Raw genomic sequence first — 17,625 nt, 5'->3', positions numbered from 1 at the left:
GAATTGAATGAAGACCGGGGTAACAGCGCGGGCGGGGCGAAGGCGACCACGAGCGATGTGGACCGGGCGACGGGGTCTGCCGGCGATATGACGGTCGCGCAGCTGCGTGAGTGGCTGCGCAACTGGGTCGCCGACGCCACCGGCCAGCCGGTCGGCCAGATCACCGACGACCGCCCGATGGAAGAATTCGGCCTCTCGTCCCGCGATGCCGTCGCCTTGAGCGGCGAGATCGAAGAACTGGTCGGAGTGACGCTCACGGCGACGGTCGCCTACCAGCACCCGACCATCGCTTCACTTGCCACGCGCATCATCGAGGGTGAGCCCGAGCAGCTCGACGATTCGGCCGATGCCGCCTACTACGCGGCCGCGCCGACGTCGGACGCACACGACATCGCAATCGTGGGACTCTCGACCCGATTCCCGGGAGCCGGGAAGACCCCGGCCGAGATGTGGGAGATGCTTGCGGAGGGCCGCGACGGCATCTCCGATCTGCCCGAGGGCCGGTGGGAGGAGTTCACCGCCGACCCGCAGATCAAGGCAGCAGTCGAGAAGGCCAACACTCAGGGCGGCTACCTCGACGACGTGAAGGGCTTCGACGCGGAGTTCTTCGCGATGTCCCCGCTCGAGGTCGTCAACGTCGACCCGCAGCAGCGCCTGGCCATGGAGTTGACCTGGGAGGCTCTCGAGCACGCCCGCATTCCCGCGAGCGATCTCAAGGGTGAGCAGGTCGGCGTGTTCATCGGCAGCTCGGCCAACGATTATCAGATGTTGGCGGTCAGTGCCGAGGGCGGCGCTCATCCGTATGCGCTGACCGGCACGTCGACGGCGATCGTCGCGAACCGCGTCTCCTACTTCTACGACTTCCGCGGGCCGTCCGTCGCGCTCGATACGGCGTGCTCCTCTTCACTGGTCGCCGTGCATCAGGCTGTGCGTTCGCTGCGGTCCGGCGAATCCGACGTCGCACTCGCCGGCGGCGTCAACATGCTCGTCACTCCCCCCGCGACGCTGGGCTTCGACCAGCTGGGGGTGATGGCCCCCAACGGCCGGATCAAGGCGTTCTCCGCCGACGCAGACGGCATGATCCGGGCCGAGGGCGGAGGTCTCGTCGTCCTGAAACGCCTCGACGATGCCGAGCGCGACGGCGACCAGGTTCTGGCAGTGATCGCCGGTAGCGCGGTCAACCAGGACGGCCGTTCCAACGGTCTCGCGGCACCGAACCCGGACGCTCAGGCAGATGTCCTGAGACACGCGTACCGCGACGCCGGCATCAATCCTTCGGCTGTCGACTACATCGAAGCTCACGGCACCGGCACCATCCTCGGTGATCCGATCGAGGCCGACGCGCTCGGCCGCGTCGTCGGGCGTGGACGTGCCGACGACAAGCCTGCGCTGCTCGGGTCCGCCAAGACCAACTTCGGGCATCTCGAGGCAGCGGCCGGTGCGGCCGGACTCATCAAGGTCGTGCTGGCGATGCAGGAAGACACCCTGCCGCCCACCCTGAACTACGCGGGACCCAACCCGTACATCGCGTTCGACAAGGCTCACCTGCAGGTCATTCCGGAAGGTGCCGCCTGGCCGCGCTACTCGGGCGCCGCGGTGGCCGGTGTGTCCGGATTCGGCTTCGGTGGCACCAACGCCCACGTCGTCGTGCGTGAGTACACCGGCCCGGTCGCAGATGACGAGACCGAGGCACCGGACTCCGTCGACAGTGCTGCGGGCACGGCCGACATCGCCGCACCCGCCCCGCAGACCACGCCCGCCCCGCAGACCGTCGTCCTTTCGGTGTCGGGTGCGCTGCCCTCGCGTCGTCGCCGCGCCGCCGCCGACCTCGCCGACTGGCTCGAAACGGAAGAGGGCAGCACCACGCCCCTCGCCGATGTCGCTCGTGCCCTCGCTCGCCGCAACCACGGTCGTTCCCGCGCCGTGGTCCTGGCGAAGACTCGTTCCGAGGCCATCACCGGACTGCGTGCGGTCGCCGCGGGCAAGCCGGGTCATGGCGTGTTCTCGGCTGACTCGCCGTCGTCGAAGGGCGCGGTGTGGGTGCTGTCGGGCTTCGGTTCCCAGCATCGCAAGATGGCCAAGCAGCTGTATCTCGAGAATTCCGTGTTCGCTGCGGCCATCGACGAAGTCGATGCGCTGATCGAGGACGAGGCCGGCTACTCCATGAAGGAGAAGTTCCTCGACGACAGCATCGATTACGACGTCGAGACGTCGCAGGTCGGCATTTTCACCATCCAGATCGGCCTGGCGGCGTTGCTGCGTCATCACGGTGCCGAGGCGGAGGCCGTGGTCGGTCACTCTATGGGCGAGGCCGCCGCGGCGTACATCTCCGGTGGTCTGCCACTCGAGGACGCCGTGCGGGTGATCTGCGCCCGGTCGCGGTTGATGGGTGAGGCCGAGGCCACGCTCGAAGGCGACGACATCCGTCTGATGGCACTCGTCGAATACAGCGCGGCCGAGATCGAGACCGTTCTCCCGGACTTCCCGCATCTCGAGGTCTGCGTGTACGCGGCTCCGACCCATACGGTGATCGGGGGACCCGAGTCCGAGGTCAACGCGATCGTCGCGCGGGCCGAGGGGGAAGAGAAGATGGCCCGGGTCCTTCAGACGAAGGGCGCGAGCCACACCTCTCAGGTAGACCCCCTGTTGGGCGAGCTGGCCGCCGAACTGGCCGGCATCGAGCCCACCAAGCTGCAGCTCGGCGTGTACTCCTCGGTCGATCAGGACACCTACTACCGCGCCGGTCACGAGCCGATCCACCGCGAGGAGTACTGGACCAAGGGTCTGCGCCACAGCGTGTACTTCACCAACGCCGTGCGCCTCGCTGTCGGAAGCGGGCACACCACGTTCGTGGAGTTGTCGCCGAACCCCGTGGCACTGATGTCGGTGGCGGCGACGGCTTTCGACGCCGGCTTGCACGACATGCAGCTCATCCAGACGCTCAAGCGCAAGGAAGACGAGCCGCTCGGTGTGCTCGCCGCGCTCGCGCAGTTGTACGTACACGGACACGCGGTCGACCTGTCGTCGTTGCTGCCCGAAGGCGACTACGCGCCCGTGCCGCGCACGGCGTGGCTCCGGAAGCCGTACTGGGTGGAGAGTCGCATCACGTCGAGCGGGAACAACCGCGTTCCCGGTGCGCACGTGTCGTTGCCCGATGGCCGCCACGTGTGGGAGGTCCAGGCAGACGTCGTCACCGACCTGCCCGCGCTGGTCACCGCCGCCGCGTCCCGGGTGCTGTCGGATGTCGCGCTGACCGCGTCGATTTCCCACGCCGAGGTCCCGGTGGACGGAACCCTCACCACCACGCTCACCACTCATCCCGGTGGTGCGTCCGTCCAGGTGCATGCCCGGAGCGCGTCCGGCTTCACTCTGCTGTTCGATGCAGCCGTCACCTCGGGTGCGGTGCTCCCGGAGCCGGTGGCTACCGCGGCGCCGTCGACCGAACCGGTGGAGGAGCTGCCCGAGGTCGTCGAAGACATCGGGGACAAGTGGGACCCGAACGGTTCGCAGTCGCTGGACGACCGCTTGGCGCTGATCGTCGCGGAGTCGATGGGCTACTCGCCGGAAGATCTGCCCGCGGAGATCCCGCTCATCGAGTTGGGCCTCGACTCGCTGATGGCCGTGCGGATCAAGAATCGCGTCGAGTACGAGTTCGACATCCCGCAGCTTCAGTTGCAGGCCGTCAAGGACGCCAATCTCATGGAGGTGGGCAAGTACCTGCGGTACGCGGTGGAGAACCGTGAAGAGGTGCAGGCGCTCGCCGACAAGCAGAAGGCCGAGAAGGAGGCCGCGGAGGCGGCGGAGTCGGCGCATGATGCGGAGGCGGCGGAGTCCGCTCATGATGCCGAGGACACGTCCGTCGAAGCCGAAGTTACCGTCGAGTCGACGCCGGCGCCGGAGCGGGTGGCGGAACCGGCCATGCAAGAAACCGCTGTGTCGGACGGTAATTCGCTGCAGAGTAAGGAAGCGTTCGCGGATGCGACAGGTTCGGACGTCCCACCGCGTGATGCGGCCGAGCGGCTGACCTTCGCCACGTGGGCGGTCGTCACCGGGGAGTCCGCGAAGGGCATCTTCAACACGTTGCCGATCGTCGGTGACGAGGTGGCGGAGAAGCTGGCAGCACGCCTGTCCGAGCGTGCGAACGGGGAGATCACGTTCGACGACGTCCTCGATGCCACCACCATCGAGGAGCTGGCCAACGTAGTCCGCGGATTCCTCGAGGACTCCGGCAAGATCGATGGATTGGTGCGCACGCTGCGCGCGCGTCCCGAAGGGTCTACTGCCGTACCGGTGTTCGTGTTCCATCCGGCCGGCGGGTCGACCGTGGTCTACGAACCGCTGCTCAAGCGACTGCCTGCGGGCACGCCGATGTACGGGTTCGAGCGCACGGAAGGTCCGATCGAAAAGCGGGCCGCCGAGTACCTCCCGTTGATCCGTGAGATCCAGGGCGAGGGGCCGTACGTGCTGTACGGCTGGTCGCTCGGTGGTGTGCTGGCGTATGCGGTGGCCAAGCTGCTGCGCGCCGAGGGCGCCGACGTCCGGATCGTCGGCCTGATCGACACCGTCATGGCGGGCGAAGAGGTGCCGGAGACTCCGGACGAGATCCGGAAGCGCTGGCAGCGTTACGCGGCGTTCGCGAAAAAGACCTACAACGTCGACTACCCGCTGCCGTACGACAAACTCGCGGCGGCAGGCAGCGACGAGGAGCAGGTCAAGATCCTCACGGAGTTGCTGAAGCTGAGCGGCACCAAGATTCCCGGCGGCATCATCGAGCACCAGCGCACGTCGTGGCTCGACAACCGGGCCATCCAAACCGCCCAGCTCGAGCAGTACGACGGCGAGGTGGTCCTCTACATGGCCGACCGCTATCACGACGACGTCATGCAGCTCGAGCCCGCTTTCAAGACTCGTAAGCCCGACGGCGGCTGGGGTGACGCAGTGGAGAACCTGGAGATCATCCACGTCGGCGGCGACCACTTGCAGATCGTCGACGAGCCGTACATCGCCAAGGTCGGGGCCGATCTCACCAAGAAGCTGGCGGCCATCCGAGCCGTCGGAATCGGAGCACAGTAGTGACCACGACCACCGCAGAGAAGCTGGCGGAGCTGCGTGAGAAGCTCGACGTAGCCAAGGAACCCGCGGGGGAGCAGGCGATCGCCAAACGTGCGAAGAAGGGGATACCCAGCGCACGCGAACGCATCGACATGCTTCTCGACCCGGGAAGCTTCATCGAGGTGGGTGCACTCATGCGCCAGCCCGGTGACCCCAACGCCTTGTACAGCGATGGTGTCGTCACGGGCCACGGCACCGTCGAGGGACGCCCGGTCGCGGTGTTCTCCCACGACCAGACCGTCTTCGGTGGTTCCGTCGGCGAGATGTTCGGCCGGAAGGTCGCGGCGATCATGGAATTCGCGGCCAAGATCGGTTGCCCCTGCGTGGGCATCAACGACTCCGGTGGCGCCCGTGTCCAGGACGCGGTCACCTCGCTGGCGTGGTACGCGGAGCTCGGCCGCCGTCAGGAGCCCCTGTCCGGGATGTGCCCGCAGATCTCCATGATCCTCGGTAAGTGCGCCGGTGGTGCCGTGTACGCGCCCATCAACACCGACATCCTCGTGGCCACGGAGGAGTCGTACATGTTCGTGACCGGACCCGACGTGGTGCGGAAGATCACGGGCGAGGACGTCAGCCTCGAGGAACTCGGTGGCGCCCGGAACCAGGCGCAGTACGGCAACCTGCACCATGTCGCGGCCGATGAGAAGGCCGCGTTCGAGTGGGTGCGCAAATACCTCAGCTTCCTGCCGTCGAGCTGCATGGAGCTGCCGCCGGTCGTCAACCCAGGTCTGGAACCGGAGATCACGGACTCCGACCGGGATCTCGACACGTTCATTCCCGACGCCGACAACGCCGGCTACGACATGCACGACATCCTTCTTCGGATCTTCGACGACGGTGAGTTCCACGAGATCGGCGGGCAGGTCGCGCTGAACATCATCACCGGCTTCGCGCGAGTGGACGGGCGCACGGTCGGAGTGATCGCGAACCAGCCGCTGGTCGCGGCGGGCGCACTGGACGCCGCGGCGTCCGACAAGGCCGCTCATTTCATCCGTATCTGTGACGCCTTCGACATCCCGCTGGTGTTCGCGGTCGATACGCCTGGGTTCCTTCCGGGTCTCGAACAGGAGAGGATCGGCGTCATCAAGCGGGGCGGGCGGTTCATCTTCGCGTTCGTCACCGCGACAGTTCCCAAGGTGACGGTCGTGATCCGTAAGGCTTACGGCGGCGCGTACGCCGTCATGGGGTCCAAGCAGCTCGGGGCCGACATCAACTTTGCGTGGCCCACCGCCCGCATTGCCGTCATGGGTGCCGAGGGTGCCGTCGATCTCATCGGCCGCCGTCAGATCGAGGCCGCCGGCGACAACGCTCCCGCGGTGCGGCGTCAGCTGATCAACTTCTACAACGAGAACATCGCGACGCCGTACATCGCCGCCGAGCGAGGCTACATCGACGCGGTGATCGAGCCCTCCACGACCAGGCTCGAGATCCGTAAGGCGCTGACGATGCTGCGCGACAAGACGGTGCAGCGCAATCCGCGCAAGCACGACTTGATGCCCCTCTGACACCCTCCCGCCGCCACAACCGCCGGGAACCACGGAGGTCACGCCGACCGCCGAAGGTGCTCGGCACTGACGAACACCGAGGGGCGCCGGCGTGAGGCTGCGAGGGTCCGGGCGGCGCGCAGGTCTGCCAGCACGGTCGCCGGTTCTGTCTGGATCTGCTCGGGCAGGTGGGTTACCACGACGATGCCCTCTCGCTGCATCCGCGCCCGCCGAATGACGGTGGCCTCGTGCAGTTCCGCGGAGAAATGATACTTCAGCGTGTCGATCTCCCATGCCACGGCCACGTCGTCGAGCCACCCGTCGGGACGGGCGAGCCACTGGCCGGTGGCCGAGAGCACGTCGACGTTGTGCTGCATGGGCGCAAGGTCACTCGAGGAGTACAACTTCTGAGCGTGAGCCCCGGCGACGGAATGTGCGTTTTCGCTCAGCTCCCGAAGTACCGCGCGCGGTAATCGGCTTCCCCGGTGGCTGCCCGACGCGAGTTCCCGCGCGAGGTCGTCGATCGTGACATCGCCGCGCTGAACCCCGTCTGCGAGCAGCGCACGACAACTGTCGGGTTGCAGGGTCCGCCGCGCCGCATCCAGGAGGCTGCGTTCGGGAGGCGCGAGCCGGAGCTGTCCGCGCTGGACCGGGGTGGGCATGCGCCACGTCCGTTCGACCTTCACGTACGCCCAGTCACGTCGATGGCGGATCGATGGAATGAGAAGCAGCACATCGTTTCTCGACGTCGACTGGTTGTACCCGAGTGCGGCCAGTGCTGCGTGCCCCGACAGCAGTGAGTCGGGTCCGCCGTACTCGAGCGCCGCCAGGTTCCGCTGCAGCGTCGTGGGCGGCCCGTTGTGCAGCAAGACCACGCCGGGCAGGATGCGCTGCCACGGACCACGCTCACTGCAGCGTGCGGAGATCGTTCCCTTCGCGATGCCCAGCCGTTCGAGGGCGGCCGTCCGCACCACGGCGTTCCGGCTGATTGCGGTGACAGCAGAAAGGTCGTCGGCCCAGGTTCCACGTTGCATGGAACAGAGCATGCCGTGAGTCCTCGGGCACTCGGCCGGGAACGTGGAGGTGGCACATTGGCCTGTGGATGAACCGGAAGTTGTGGATAACCCACGCCGAGGTGGACTGCCCCGAACGACCGATGTCACACGCGCGCAGCCGAACTGCACCCGTGTGACATCGGTCGAATCAACGCAGGAGAGGGGCTACGGGCTGTCGTACACCCGCAGGGTGCCGGGCGACCACAGTCCGGACCTGGTGCTGGTGGCGGCGTCGACGTTGGCTGCGGTGGCGTCCGGGTAGTACCGGTCGAAACGCTCGAGCGAGCCCCAGTCGCGACCCCAGTCGTCCCGCATGTAGGTGGGGATGGCGGTGGCGCCTGCCAGCAGTTCGGTGAACCCTAGCGGGCCACCGTTTTCGGCGGACTGCCAGGTGTCGGTGGAGCTGACGGCGAGTGGCCGGTCGGGGAGGATGCGGTAGTTCGGCATCTCCGCGACCCCGTTCTGGTGGTCGAACGGTCGCTGGCAAGGGAATTGAAGCCCCACGGCCCAGTCGAGGAGAACCGGCTGCGTGCTGCCGATCGTCGAGTTGAGCGTGTCGAGCGTCGGAACCCGAGGCGGGGTGAACGCGAGCCACTGATCGCCGGTGAGGTTCGGATCGTTCGCGATGATCCGGACCGCGTCGGTGTCGGGTGCGAGTTCGTCGATGGGGACCCGCAGATTCCGCCACGACGGCGCGGGCCCGATGTCCTTGGGCAGGTAGGTGCCCTGGATCTGCACGGTGCCGTCGGGCTGACGCTTGCCGTACTCGACGAGGAGGGACTGCCCGTAGGTGGTGGCGCCCGTCGGGTCGACTGACCAGATACGTCCCGCGGCCGACATGACGACGAGCGGGGACTTCTCGCTGCGCTCGGGAAGTGCGTACCAGCTGGACGACAATGTGGCCGGTTCCTGGACGCCTTCCTGGTAGCTGCCCATGACCGGGGTGGTGCTGGGGTCGAGTCCGAACGGAAGCTTGGCGGTGCTGCCGTTGACGCCGGTGCGTCCGGTGCCGCCGCTGGTGCCGGCGCTGCCGCCGGTCTCGAAGCTGGGGCCGACGCTCTGGTTGTCGGTGTTGCCCATGCCCTGTTTGACCTCGACGTAATCGGCGGTGAGATCGGAGGGCACACCGTTGGGGGAGAAGCCGGTGGGCGCGGCACCACCGAGTGGATCGGCGGGGTCGGCCAGTGGCGTCGTGGGGTCGGGGATGGGTGCGAGATTGCCGCCGTTGGTGTCGCCTTCGACGAGGACGTCCTCGGCAAGGCCGCACGTCTGACCGGCAACGGAGTCGAAGTTGGATCGTGCCAGCGAGTACGCCGGGTATTGGGACACCGCGCCCTTGAGGAGGGAGACCACCTCGAACAGCACCATGACCCCGGCAATGACGGTGAGCGGTGCGGCAGCGAACTTCCTGATGCGCCTGCCCTTTTCTGTGTTGGGCCGGACGGGCGGCGCGGCGAAGCCTTCACGCAGGTACTGCCAGGCGGCGAGTGCCACCGCGAGACCGAACAGGACGAGGAAGAGGGTGTTGGATTCGCGACCACCCAGCGACACCGTCTTGTCGAACCACGGCACCCCGAAGCTCGAGACGTACCAGTATCCGTTGATGCCGGCGAAGGTCAGTGCGAGCATCAACAGCAGTCCGGCGAGGAAGATGGTGCGGTTGCGACGCGACCGCAGCGCGGACGCCGACACCGCGACAGCAGTGAGTGCGGCGAGCGAACCGGCGATGCCTGCGTATGCCCCGAAGTGGTGGGTCCACTTGGTGGGGTTGAACATCATGAAGAAGATCGTTCCGAACACCACTCCGAGCAGGCGCCACGACGGTCCGGTGGCCGCACCGGGAATCCGCCTGCGCCGCAACAGGATGAACAGGGTGGTGAGCAGGCACAGGATCATGGTGAGGAACGCGAACCGGCGAGCGACGGATCCGTCGACGGTCGGCACGAACAGGTAGTAGTAGCGCAGGAAGTCCTTGTACCACTCCAGGTTCGGTCCGATGAGAGTGCGCACCCGGGTGGCTTCGAGGACGGTCGCCAGGGTCTGATCGGCGAACACCACCACCAGGACGACGGTGCCGGCGGCGGCGATCGGCGCCAGCAACGGCAGCGTGCCCAACTGCCGGTGACGTTTGACGATGATGCGAACCAGCGGACGGGTACCGGCGAGGAGGGCAGCCACACACATCAGACCCGTCGGGGCGGCCGCAAGTGTGAACGCACCGATCAGCACGGCAACGGCCGCGGGCAGGAGCCGTCCGGTCGCGATCGCGCGCTCGATGGAGCACCAGGTGAGCAGCGCGCCGAGTGCCACGATGGGTTCGGGGCGCAGGCCGTTGTTGTAGGGCAGCCAGAACGCGAGGAAGACGAGGCCCCCGGTCCACAGTGCCACCTTGTTGCGGCGCACGGAGCGGCCGAGGCGAGGTGCCACCTCGCGGCTGATCACCATCCAGCAAAGAATTCCGGCGATCAGTGCGGGCAGCCGGATGAACGGACTGGCCGTCGAGATCTTGGCCATGGCCGCCAGGACGTCGTAGTACCAGCCGAACGGGGCCTCGGGGACACCGAACCAGCGGAAATAGTTGGCCATGTAACCGGCGTGGTCGGACACCCGCGCCATGGTGAGCAGATATCCGTCGTCCGAGGTGTTGGCACCGATGAAGTGCCAGAGGACGAGGGTGCCGACGACGAGCGTGTCGAGGCCGGTGAACTTCCACCAGTGCGACGGCAGGAAGTTGCGGTGCCCACGTCCGTCCGTGCCGTCGAGTCGGCCGAGGGCGATCATGGCGATGGCGGTGGTGAGGAGGGCCACGATCATCGCGACGAGCTTGATGAGGGTGGGGCTCGACGAGAACCGGGAATCGATGTCCATCGTGAACGAGAGGCCGGCCGGGGCCGCGCCGTTCCGGAGGTCACTGAAGACCCCCACCACCTGCGGTCGCAGGTCACCGGTCAGCTGTCCGGCGATGGGAGCCCCGGCGGGGGTTCTCAGCCCGACGAACTCCGCCGAGGTCGTGTCGATGTCGGACGTGATGCGGATCTCCGTGCAGGCGCCCGACTGCACCTGTTCGCGCGGTGCCGTCGCGATGGTGACGTTGCGGTCGAGGACGTCGACGGACTTGTCCGACACGCGCACGAACATGGCGTTCAACGCGGCGCCGTCACCCTGCGCGGGTGCTGTCGAGAGCAGGATCCCGCCACGCTCGGGCAGTCCCGCGACCGCGGAACACGGGATCGTGGCCGACAGATCGACCGGCACCTGCGACATCAACGGTGCCTCGAGGTCGCTGACCACGCCGTTCTCCGGCCAGTTGACCGTTGCGGTGCTCTGCTCCACCGGCATGAAGGGGGTGGCCAACGCCAGCACGAGCCCGATGAGGCCGGTGACGATGGCGACCAGGCGAGCGGTCCGGTACTCGCTCCGCCGGTCCTGCCGGGCAGGCGGCGGAGTGGCTGCGGTTTCGGACACAGGGATTGTCACGGCGTCGGGCACGGTTGTCGATGGTATGTCAGGAACCTGAGGAGTCATATCCGCGGTTCCCAACGCCACGGGCGAACCTACCCGTCGGTAAGGAGAGTGGAACTCAGTAGCGAACCGGTCCCGCCGACCAGGTACCGGACCGGGTGACCTGCTCCGACTCCACCTGTGCCGGCGTCGCACCACCGTCACGAGGAGTGAACCGCTCGAGGGACCCCCAGTCACGGTCCCAGTCGTTCGACAGGTAAGTAGCGAGGGTGCTCGCCGACAGGAGCTGGTCGGTCCACCCCAGCGGGCCACCGCCGATCCTGTCCTGCCAGGCGTTCGTGGACTCGGCGCCGATGCGGTCGGGCAGAACCCGCCACTGCGGTACCTCGGCGACGCCGTACCGGTGGTCGAAGGGGCGCTGGCAGGGGAAGGCGAGCCCGACTGCCCAGTCCAGCAGCACCGGGTCGGTGGAGCCGACCACAGTCTGCAGTGTCTGCATCTTCGGCACCCGGGGTGGGGTGACGGCGAGCCACTGGTCGGGGTCGGTGTCGGGATCATCGGCCACGAGCCGCACGGCATTCGCGTCGGCAGGCAGCAACTCGAGCGGGACACGCAGGTTCCGCCAGGACGGCGACGGTCCGATGTCGATGGGATCGATGCTACCGAGCGTGGTGACGGCCCCGTCGGGACCGGTGGAGCCGTACTCCACCCTCAGCACCTGCCCGGGAGTGACGACGCCATCGGCGTCGACCGACCGGATGCGCCCGGCGGCGGAGAGGGTCACGATCGGTGCGTCGTCGGTGCGCTCGGGAAGGCCGTACCACCCCGTGGTCAGCGCGGCAGGCTTCTGCTCCCCGGTCTGGTAGCTACCGAGGACGGGCGTGCGGGCGGGGTCGAGACCGAACGGCAGCGTGACGGTGCTGCCGTTGACGCCCGCGGTGGCCTCGGTGCCGCCGCCGGTACCGGAGCTGGTACCGGTGGTGGTCTCGTCGGTGTCCGTGTCGACGGTGTTGGCCCCGCCCTTGCTGATCTTCTCGGAGTCGGCGGTGAGGTCGCGGGCGATGCCGTTGGCGGTGAACCCGTCGGCCGTGGTGGCAGCGAAGGCGCCGGCACCGTCGGGGTCGGTGATCGGAGCCAGCGGACGCAAGAGGGCCGCGTTGGGATCGGTCTCCACCAGCACCTCGTCGGCGAGGGCGCAGGTGCCGCCGGTCAACGACTCGATGTTCGCCTTCCCGATGGAGTAGCCGGGGTACTGCGCGACCACTCCCTTGAGCAGGGACAGCACCTCGAACAGGACCACGGCCCCGGCAGCGATGGTGAGTGGTGACGGAGCCAGCGCACGCGCACGTTTCCCGTTCGGCCCGACATCCTTTCCGTACGGCTCCCGGACGTGGTACCAGGCGGCGAGAAGCAAGGCGAGCACGGTGAGGCCGAGGAAGAGGGTGGAGAAGCCCTTGCCCGCGATCATCGGCGGCTTGTCCCACCACGGGACTCCGTAGCTCGAGACGTACCACCAGCCGTTGGATCCCGTGAAGGCGACGGCGAGGATGAAGAGGATGCCCGCGGCGAACAGGGTGCGGTTGCGTTTGGAGCGGATGCTTCTGGCTCCGACCCCGACCGCAGCGAGTACGGCTACCGATCCGGCCAGCCCGGCGTACACACCGAAGTGATGGGTCCACTTGGTGGGCGTGAACATCATGAGCAGGAGCGATGCGAAAACGATGCCGAGGATGCGGCGTGACGGGCCGATCGCCGTGCCCGGCACCTTGCCCTTGCGCAGAATCAGCATCACGCAGAGGACGACACAGAGCAGCATGACGAACACACCGAACCGGCGTGCGAGCGAGCCGTCGGGGGAGATGCCGAGCAGCGCGTCCCAGCGCACCCGCTCGTCGAACCAGGCCACGTTGGGGCCCACGGCTGTCCGCACACGAGTCGACTCGAGCACGGTCGCGAGTGTCTGATCGGCGAAGACGGCGACGAGCACGACGGTGCCCGCGGCGAGAACGGGGAGGATCTGCGACGCGAATCCGACGCGGTGACCCCGCGCGATCACAATCTGCAGGATCGGCCTCGCACCCGCGATGAGCGCGGCGATGCAGATCAGACCGGACGGACCCGCGGCGAGGGAGAAGGCTGCGATCAGCACGGCCACCGCGCCGGGAAGCAGCCGTCCGGTGGCAATGGCGCGTTCGATAGAACACCAGGTGAGCAGGGCGCCGAGCGCGATCACGGGTTCGGGGCGCAGGCCGTTGTCGTAGGGCAGCCAGAACGCCAGGAAGACGAGCCCGCCCGTCCAGAGGGCAGTTCGGTTGCGCCGCACCGCGACACCGAGTCGTGGTATGACTTCGCGGCTGATCACCATCCAGCAGAGCAGTGCCGCAAGGAGGGTGGGCAGTCGCATCCACATGCTCGCCGTGCTCACCTTGGCAAGGGCCGCGAGAAGCTCGTACGACCAGCCGAACGGTGCTTCCGGTACACCGAACCAGCGGAAGTAGTTGGCCATGTAACCCGAATGCTCGGACACCCGGGCCATGCCCAGCAGGTAGCCGTCGTCGGAAGTGTTGGCGCCGACCACGTGCCACAGCAGCAACGTCCCGATCACCACGGCGTCGACGCCCGTGAACTTCCACCAGTGCGCGGGCAGGAAGCGGCGGGCGCGTCGGCCGTCGATGCCGTCCACCCGGTGCAGCGCGTACAGCGACGCCAGGGTTGCGAGGACGCACACGATCATCGCGAGCAGCTTCAGCAGAGTCGGGCTGGACGAGAACCGGGAGTCGAGGTCGACGTGCACGTTCAATCCGGCCGGGGTGTCGCCGCGCAGGTCGGTGAAGATGCCGACCAGCTGCGGGCGGGCATCGCCCTCGATCGACCCTGTGACGGGTTCCGCGGTACCGGTCACCTCGGCGGATGTGCGCTGGTAATCGGAGGTAACGGAGATTGTGTCGCAACCCTGCACGTCGGCGGGGGCCGCGGAGATCAGTGTGCTGCCACGGGCGATGACGTCGACCGTGCCGTCGGCTCCCGCCCGCACCACCAGACCGGCCTTGTCGAAGTCGGGCGCCCCGTTCGGCAGGGTGGACACGAGGGTGCCACCGCCCCCGCCGAGCTGCGCCAACGCCGAACAGGGCACGGAGACCTGCATGTTCAGCGGCGCGTAGGACACCAGCGGGGCGTCGACGCTCTCGAGGACGCCGTTCTGCGGCCAGGCGATCGAGGCAGTGTCCTGCTCGACCGGCAGCAAGGGAGTGGCGAGTGCGAGCACGAAACCGAGCAGGCCGGTGACGATCGCGATGAGCCGGGAAGTGCGGATGCTTCGAATGTCGGGCAGCGGCTGCCGCTCTGACGGCGAACGCACGGGCTTCTCTGCTACATCGGACGGCACACGACGATGTTAGGCGTTGCCCCGTGTGGGTGTGCCGGGCGCCGGAGGCAACTCGCACGGATTGAGCTGACGGGCGTCAGGATGCTGCCGCTTTTCCGGTCACGACGGGGGTGAGGGACTCGGCCACCTCGTCGAGCGACAGGCCGAGGACCCGGGCCACTGCTGCGATGGTGAAGAATGCGGGAGTGGCGATGCGCCCGGTCTCGATCTTGCGCAGAGTTTCGACCGAAATGCCTGCGTCGAGCGCGACGGTGGCCATGCTTCTGTCTCCCCGGGTGGCGCGCAGGAGTTCGCCCAGCTTCTGCCCGCGTTCGAGTTCCTCGGCTGTCAACGGCACACGCACCATGTGCCATATAGTAATACCGGTATAAAAATTGGAAACAGGTAAGGGTGGGTCGTGGTCGAGCTGAAGACAGCAGCCGAAGTGCAGGCGATGCGCGCGGCGGGGCAGGTGGTTGCTGCGACACTGGCCGCGGTGCGTGAGGCGGCTGCGGTGGGGGTGAGCCTGCTCGACCTCGACGCCCTGGCCACCGATCTGATCCTCGAGTCGGGAGCAGTGCCGCTGTTCCGCAACTATCACCCGAGTTGGGCACCGTCCGCTTTCCCCGGCTCTCTCTGCACCAGTGTGAATGATGCTGTGGTCCACGGCATTCCGGGGCCGTATCGACTCCGGCCCGGCGATCTGGTCAGCATCGATTGCGGGGCCCGGCTTGCCGGATGGTGTGGTGACGCCGCCATCAGTTTCATCGTGGGCACGGCGGACCTGGCGGACATCGCACTCGTTGCGGCCACCGAAGCTGCGCTGGCTCACGGGATTGCGGCCGCCCGTCCCGGAAATCGGTTGGGCGACATCGGTGCGGCCATCGGATTGTATGCGCGCGGAGCGGGCTACGGGATACTCGCCGATCACGGCGGACATGGCATCGGCAGGCAGATGCACGAAGATCCGCACGTGCCCAACGAGGGCCGCGCGGGTAAGGGCCCGTTGTTGCGACCGGGAATGGTCCTGGCGATCGAACCGATGCTCATTGCGGACGGCAGCGACGACTATCGACACGATGCCGACGGATGGACCCTGCGCACCCTGACGGGAGCCCGCGCCGCACACAGCGAGCACACTGTGGCGATAGGCGAGGACGGGCCGGAAGTGCTGACGCGCTAGCCGCTTTCGGGTGTCAGGGCTCGGACGTCCCACACCCAGACGCCGTCCACTGGCGTCGCCGGCTCGCCTATGAGCAGGCGGACCGTCTCACGCAGGACGCGATCGTTGCGCGTGTGGGGGAGTACGAGGACGTCGGCGTTCCAGAAGCGTAGGTCCGCCAACGCCTGATTTCGCGTCTGCTCGTCGATGTCTGGCACCTCACCGGAATTCTGCACCGATTTCAACAGCAGCGCGGTCGGCCGGTCGTCCGGTCCGTACTTTCCCTTCGCCTCGCTGCCGGCCGGGCCGACGAAATATCCCCCGGCGATGGGGAAGGCGAGGTCCTGCTCGGTCTGCCAGCGCAGCATGCGCGCATTCTCCGGTGACGGGAGCGGCACGGTTACCACCGATCCGTCCGTGACGTACTGCTTCCAGGTGCCTTCGGCGAAGAAGTCGGGCGCGGTGTCCCGCTGCACGACAGCGAGAGGTGTGGGTGCCAGCGGAATCAGGGCGACGGCGAGCCAGCCGATCCACAGCAGCGTGGTGGTGCGCTCCCCGGCCCGAGCGGACGCGAGGGCGCGGTCGGTGCCGAGTGCGAGGAGGAGCGCTGCAGCCGGGAGGCAGCCCATGGCGAAGCGCGACTCCAGAACGGATTCGAGCAGGGGAAGATGCGATACAAATTTCCAGGGCAGCGGAATTCCGGTATCCGTTCCCCCGACGGTCAGGGAGGACCCCAGCGACAAGACGCCCATCGCCGCCACGGTCACGGTAGCCGCCCGCGCCAGCGGCATCCGCCACAACCACAGTCCCGACAGCGTGAGAAGAATCAGCAGCGGCCAGCCGAAGTACGCGTTCTCCTCGGTCGCGTTCATGCTGAACTCGGCTGATCCGGGGGCTCCTGCCAGCGAGGACGTGGGAAACCCGGTGAACGCTTCGGTGTCGTTGCCGACCGGACCGTGCTCGAGCGCGCGGTAACTGTCCGGACCGAAGAACTGCCACCACAGCGGCAGCGCGGCGAGGGAAAGGGCGACACCGCCGGCGATCGCGAATCCCTTGACGCTCTTCCTTACCGATACCGCAGCGGCGCGGGGGCGCGTCGCTGCGAAGGCAAGCCCGAAAACCACGAAGGCCAGTGCGTAGATCAGGAGTGGTTCTTCGCCGAGGAGGATCTGGTACGCGATCAGCAGTCCGAGCACGATGCCGTCCCGTACCGGACGAGCTCCACTGCCGAGCCGGATCACGCCGAGCGCGATGAATGGAAGCAGGAACAGGGCGACGAAGTTGGGATGCCCGTTGCTGTGGGAGATGAGAGCGGGGGCGAATCCGCAGACGACACCGCCGACGGCTGCCGCGAACCGCGAGGCGACGACGTGCCGGGAGAATACCCAGTACCAGGCGATGGCCGTGCCGGAAAGTCCCAGCGTGAGAGCGAGAGTGAACGTGACACCGGGACCGAACAAGAGGGTGACCGGTGCCAGCGGGATGCTGATGCCGAACATCGCCGTGTTCCCCATGAGGTTCACGCCGAGGGGATAGTTCTGAAGGTCGCTCGACAGCGGGTTCTCCAGGCGCACCACCGAGCGGGCAGCGACGGCGAAGAACCACTCCCACATGGTTTGGTCCTGCCCACTGCGGATGAGGTAGCCGGTCCCGAGATGCTTCCACTGACGAACCAGCACGAACACCGCCAGGCAGACGAAGAATGCGACCGCGGCGACATCGGCCGGGTGGGGACGGAACCGGAGGCGTGAGCGTAGGGCGCGGGCGGTCTCGGTGGTGCTTCCGGCCCGCTGCGGCGTTCCGGCGTCGGTGAGTATCTCAGTCACGCAGTCGCGCCTTCGATTATCCGGTCGATGTCGATCGCCCGAGGGTACCGGAGGGTCTGATGGGGTACTCGTGGCGTGACGGCAGGTATGTTGCCCATGTCACAGGAAGTTCATTTGTGAACTTCTGATCAATACGGGGATATTGTTCGCTTCCTGTGGT

General features: G+C 67.3%; 8 protein-coding genes. 3 read left to right on the top strand and 5 right to left on the bottom strand.

The window, feature by feature from the left end:
• The first annotated feature begins 87 nt into the window (after positions 1 to 87).
• Positions 88 to 5,073 carry a polyketide synthase Pks13 gene (gene pks13 / locus NOF53_RS15205; protein WP_255970128.1) on the top strand — a complete coding sequence of 1,662 codons (4,986 nt, stop codon included), beginning with the start codon at positions 88 to 90 and terminating at the stop codon, positions 5,071 to 5,073.
• Complete coding sequence (locus tag NOF53_RS15200) at positions 5,073 to 6,617, top strand: acyl-CoA carboxylase subunit beta (RefSeq protein WP_255969962.1); 1,545 nt, start codon at positions 5,073 to 5,075, stop codon at positions 6,615 to 6,617. The genes pks13 and NOF53_RS15200 overlap by 1 nt, the downstream gene beginning before the upstream one ends.
• A 38-nt stretch (positions 6,618 to 6,655) precedes the next feature.
• Here the strand turns inward: NOF53_RS15200 and NOF53_RS15195 are convergent, their stop codons facing one another.
• The 4 genes from NOF53_RS15195 to NOF53_RS15180 all read right to left on the bottom strand — a co-directional run bounded on the left by NOF53_RS15195 (position 6,656) and on the right by NOF53_RS15180 (position 14,844).
• Positions 6,656 to 7,630, bottom strand: coding sequence for a hypothetical protein (locus NOF53_RS15195; RefSeq protein ID WP_255969959.1), 975 nt, complete (start codon positions 7,628 to 7,630; stop codon positions 6,656 to 6,658).
• A 186-nt stretch (positions 7,631 to 7,816) separates the two neighbouring features.
• A complete protein-coding gene (locus tag NOF53_RS15190; protein ID WP_255969956.1) occupies positions 7,817 to 11,140 on the bottom strand; it encodes an arabinosyltransferase domain-containing protein in 3,324 nt (1,107 codons plus the stop codon).
• A gap of 91 nt (positions 11,141 to 11,231) precedes the next feature.
• On the bottom strand, positions 11,232 to 14,498 hold the full coding sequence (locus tag NOF53_RS15185; RefSeq protein WP_374212613.1) for an arabinosyltransferase domain-containing protein: 3,267 nt from the start codon (positions 14,496 to 14,498) through the stop codon (positions 11,232 to 11,234).
• Positions 14,499 to 14,574: 76 nt separating this feature from the next.
• On the bottom strand, positions 14,575 to 14,844 hold the full coding sequence (locus NOF53_RS15180) for a helix-turn-helix domain-containing protein (RefSeq protein WP_255969952.1): 270 nt from the start codon (positions 14,842 to 14,844) through the stop codon (positions 14,575 to 14,577).
• 51 nt (positions 14,845 to 14,895) lie between these two features.
• Here NOF53_RS15180 and map point away from each other — a divergent pair, with 51 nt between their 5' ends.
• Positions 14,896 to 15,660: a type I methionyl aminopeptidase gene (gene map / locus NOF53_RS15175; protein WP_255969949.1), complete on the top strand. Its 765-nt coding sequence runs from the start codon at positions 14,896 to 14,898 to the stop codon at positions 15,658 to 15,660.
• Here map and NOF53_RS15170 read toward each other — a convergent pair.
• Entirely contained in the window at positions 15,657 to 17,465 is a 1,809-nt protein-coding gene (locus NOF53_RS15170; protein ID WP_255969946.1) for a glycosyl transferase, read from the bottom strand. The two genes, map and NOF53_RS15170, sit on opposite strands and share 4 nt — an antisense overlap.
• Positions 17,466 to 17,625 lie beyond the last annotated feature (160 nt).

The sequence above is a fragment of the Rhodococcus tibetensis genome (assembly GCF_024438035.1).
Taxonomy (GTDB): Bacteria; Actinomycetota; Actinomycetes; order Mycobacteriales; family Mycobacteriaceae; genus Rhodococcus_F; species Rhodococcus_F tibetensis.
This window is presented reverse-complemented; position numbering and strand designations above follow the sequence as displayed.

What these genes read in the sequence shown, in the direction of transcription:
- NOF53_RS15180 (WP_255969952.1), bottom strand. Translation starts at nt 14,844, where the DNA reads ATGGTGCGTGTGCCGTTGACAGCCGAGGAACTCGAACGCGGGCAGAAG.
- NOF53_RS15195 (WP_255969959.1), bottom strand. Translation starts at nt 7,630, where the DNA reads ATGCAACGTGGAACCTGGGCCGACGACCTTTCTGCTGTCACCGCAATC.
- pks13 (WP_255970128.1), top strand. Translation starts at nt 88, where the DNA reads ATGACGGTCGCGCAGCTGCGTGAGTGGCTGCGCAACTGGGTCGCCGAC.